This is a genomic window from Vibrio sp. V01_P9A10T6, assembly GCF_963877065.1.
Classification (GTDB): domain Bacteria; phylum Pseudomonadota; class Gammaproteobacteria; order Enterobacterales; family Vibrionaceae; genus Vibrio; species Vibrio anguillarum.
Map to the genome: position 1 here is coordinate 1 of NZ_CAWNTB010000096.1, position 3,789 is coordinate 3,789.

Consider the following 3,789-nt stretch of genomic DNA (forward strand, 5'->3'; position numbering starts at 1 on the left):
GTGTACACCAATCATTTGCTGGACGCTTTGTAAGTGGTCGGTTTTAAAACCACATTGTGCGCAGATAAACTTTTCATTGTTTGTGGAAATAAAGTATTCGTCATGTTGACAAAGTGGACAGCAGTCTATTTTTTCAAGTGTTTTATTTATATTTTTCATAATCATTCTCAGCAGCAAAAAGGGAGAGTCATGTTCTCCGTACTCACAGAATAAACACTAATCAAAACTTGCTCTCGGTAATATTTACCTTAGTTCCAAAAATTAGAGGCATTTCATACTTCACTGTAAGGAATGTTTGATTTTGACCTAAACCATAATAGGCAAAGTGCCGTCATTGCCCCAAGGGTATCGCATAACATGTCTTTTTGTGCGTCCCAAATGTCGCCTTGTGAACCCAGAAAAGCGATTCCCTCATCACCACCCGCGATTGAGGCATACCACCATTCAATAATTTCGTAACCTGCTGCGATACTCATGATAGAGAAAAGCCCGAACAATGAGGCAATTAGCGGTTTACAGAGCTGCTTTCTAATTAAATATTCAGCGATAGGGTAGGCATAAAGGCCAATTGAGAAATGAGCGACGCGATCAAAATTATTACGAGATGATCCGATCAGTTCGTTGAACCAAGCAAACGGAACATCTGCAAATGTATATTTAGCCCCAATGGTATGCAAACTAAGCCACACAAACATCAGAATATAAGCCGTTGAGCTAAAGCGTAGTTTTGTTGAAGCCCAATAGACGAGTGCTAAGATCCCTAGCGCTGGGATGATTTCTGCTAACCAGACAGCACGAGAAACTGGCGCGATCGCTGAAAATAGAAAGAGTACACCGTAGATCGCCGTCAAAAATAAAAGCGTGCGTGAGAAGTTGAGAGACATGTTTTTTCCTATCACAAAATACCGATGGATAGTGCCACTATTTTGCACGATGTTCAATTTTGTTGAATTCTGTATCTTATAGACGTAGAAATTTGTGTTTGAGATGTGTGTATCTACCTTCGTTTTGTGATTGATTTTCGCATCGTCTTAGCAAAGAGATCTGCAAGGTGGAGAAGATCATGCAACAACTCGATCTTTCTCTTTTTATGTATTGATAGATAGTGCGTGTGATAAACGGACTCTAGTTCAAAAAGCCAAGATAATATGCGGTAAGAAACTCGACAAAAAAGCGATATTGGATTTGAATGAAGAGAGAACCTTAATATGAACGTCGAGACTATGTCCCAAAGTAGGCCCGAAAGTATGTCTGAAAGCTTAGAACTTACCGCTCAGTTTCAATCTTACATGGAAAATCCGCTGCTTTGGCCAATGTTGGAGGTGTTGCGTAAACAGCCTTCCGGTTGGAAAGTCCATACGTCCATACGTTAGCGGCACATTTAAGTGAACAGGGATTCATGCCTGTACTTGATAGCGCACCTGAAAAAGACCTCTTTAAGCGTAATTTTTTGATCATGAACGCGCTCTATCAGCTTCAAGAGACGCTTTACCCTGAAAAGTGGTTACAAGTATCAGCAATGGACATTGTACTAATGCCTGCGCATCGTGCCGTTAATTGCGAAATCGACCCAGATGATCCATTGCGTGATTATTACACTCAGTGGAAAAATTATGAGGCTGATGAAGGAGAAGTGCGCCGCTTGTTGAACGAATTCTGGACTCGTTACCGTAAAGCAATGGGTGGAACGAGTAACCTTAATATGAATCGTCTTCAAGCATTGAGGCTGTTTAAATTACCAGCGGAAGCGACGCAAATTGAAATCCGAAAAACATGGCGCAAGTTAGCACTAAAGTGGCATCCAGATAGAGACAACGGCAATGCTGAAACGTTTAGAGTGCTGTGTGAAGCATGGAATATTTTGCGGCAAAATAGTTAAAGTCCAAACCTTAAACTCTAGACAAGATGTTCGCCGAATAAGGTCAACTGGTACTGTAAGGCATACCTAAGCTAACTACCTGTAATGTACTGAAGCAATAAGGTACTGAAGTAAAAAAGAAGCGATCTCTCGCTTCTTTTTGCTTTTGTTGTTGGGGAGTTAATCTTTACTGGTGGTTTTTAAATTGCGACTTGCGCATACGGTTCAACGCCGCCATCACATCGATGACACGTGGTTTCGCCAAGTCACCGTGGTTTGGCATATTTTGGTGCCATGTTCCTGCTAATAAAGCCATCATCTCTTTGCTTGGTTGCGCTGACCACCCCGGAGTCTGCGCAAACTGGAACCAAGTCCAACCAATCGCATTGACTTCAGAAGGTGACTCCAATTGTTCTAACGCATTTAAATCGGTAAATTCTTTGCCAAAGCGAAGCGAATCAACGCCTTTGGCAGAGACTCGGAATTTACCATCAACCAGTAATTTTTGTAGCGCAGTGCGATTCACAGCGCGTTCTGGGAAAATAGCCAGTGGCGTTTCACATTCGTTGTGACGAGCAGTTGGGTGCTGTTTGATGACTTCTTTAGCTTTGTTAGTCACATCAACGGCGTGGTAGTCATGCATCTGGATGACAGTATCGGCGACATCTAAGTAATCACCGGATCCCCCCATGACGATCAGTGTTGAGATATCCAAATCATCGCGAAGTTGCCCGATACGATCAACCAATGGTGTAATGGGCTCATCACCTTTACTAACCAGCGCTTGCATACGCTCATCACGGATCATGAAGTTGGTGGCAGAAGTATCTTCATCAATCAGTAATGTACTAGCGCCAGATTCAATGGATTCTTGTAACCACGCTGCTTGCGATGTTGAACCGGACGCATCTTGAGTGCTGAAATCGGAGGTTTCTTTACCCATAGGTAGGTGATTGATGTAGTTGGACAAATTTAAATTATGTACGCAACGGCCATCTTCAGCACGAATTTTCATGGCTTGATGATCCGTAACAATTCGCTCACGGCCATCGCCGGGAATATGGTTGTAAATTGAACGCTCAATCGCCGTTAACAAAGTCGATTTACCGTGAAAACCACCGCCGACGATAAGGGTTATACCTTTGGGGATGCCGAGTCCTTTAATTTTGCCTTGGTTTGGTGTCTCAAGCTCGACTTCTAGCGATGTGGGGGCTTGGAAAGTAACGGCGTCTTTCATCGGCAGATCACAGTTACCTGCCAAGCGAGGTAATACGCTGCCATTGGCCACAAAAGCAACCAGATTGTGCTGTGCCAGTTGTGCACGCATTGCTTCTTGATCTTCGATCACAGCGCAATGCTCAAGTAGGGCATCTTTATCCAGTTCACGTTCAATGGTGGCCCGGCGAATGAATTTTGGCAGGTAGAAGGTGATGATGTTGAGCGCTTTCTTGGCCAGAATGTCACGACCTTCAGCGGGTAAATTGATGCGAAAACGAAGCTCAATACCATGCTCCGTAAAGAGAACAGCTGTACTATCAAGCACCGTTTGGCCCGTCAATGCGATGGCAATATGGTTCTCTTGCTTAGCAAACTCCGCAAAACTACGAGCGATAAAATCTCTTGCAGCCATTTGATAAGCAGGTGATTTCTCTTTTAACCATTCCAGACCGGTCAGAGACCATGCTCGAGTAGCGCGAAAGCGAGATGCAGAAGCGTAAGGGTCCGCTTGGATATGATCGATATGCAAGGTGAAATCACCAAATTCGTATTGACCTTTGATCTGCTGATAGGCGCGGTAGTTCTGTTTTTCTAGCTTTTTGAGAATTGATGTTAATAAATCCATCTCGATATCGCTCGTTTGGAAAGGAAAGGCGGCGATTATAGGAACCGCCACACTGAGAGTAAAGACATGATAAGGGATTCCTTTATCC

Annotated in this window: 3 protein-coding genes and 1 pseudogene; 1 reads left to right on the forward strand and 3 read right to left on the reverse strand. The window is 43.5% G+C overall.

Features of this window, described 5'->3' with window-relative positions:
* Together AACQ21_RS05065 and AACQ21_RS05070 are read right to left on the reverse strand one after the other, a co-directional pair.
* The coding region (locus AACQ21_RS05065) for a transcription initiation factor TFIIIB (protein ID WP_105977312.1) at window positions 1–159 on the reverse strand (159 nt) is incomplete at its 3' end.
* A 113-nt stretch (window positions 160–272) separates the two neighbouring features.
* Window positions 273–941 carry a DUF2238 domain-containing protein gene (locus AACQ21_RS05070; RefSeq protein ID WP_105977311.1) on the reverse strand — a complete coding sequence of 223 codons (669 nt, stop codon included), beginning with the start codon at window positions 939–941 and terminating at the stop codon, window positions 273–275.
* Between the two features lie 306 nt (window positions 942–1,247).
* Here AACQ21_RS05070 and AACQ21_RS05075 point away from each other — a divergent pair.
* Window positions 1,248–1,879: pseudogene (locus AACQ21_RS05075) on the forward strand (DNA-J related domain-containing protein).
* Window positions 1,880–2,045: 166 nt separating this feature from the next.
* Here the strand turns inward: AACQ21_RS05075 and AACQ21_RS05080 are convergent.
* Window positions 2,046–3,701 (reverse strand): ABC-ATPase domain-containing protein, encoded by a 1,656-nt coding sequence (locus tag AACQ21_RS05080; protein ID WP_026028209.1) that lies wholly within the window; start codon window positions 3,699–3,701, stop codon window positions 2,046–2,048.
* Window positions 3,702–3,789: the final 88 nt, after the last annotated feature.

Excerpts from the sequence above, each read along its gene's own strand:
- AACQ21_RS05080 (WP_026028209.1), bottom strand. The coding sequence starts at position 3,701 with ATGGATTTATTAACATCAATTCTCAAAAAGCTAGAAAAACAGAACTAC.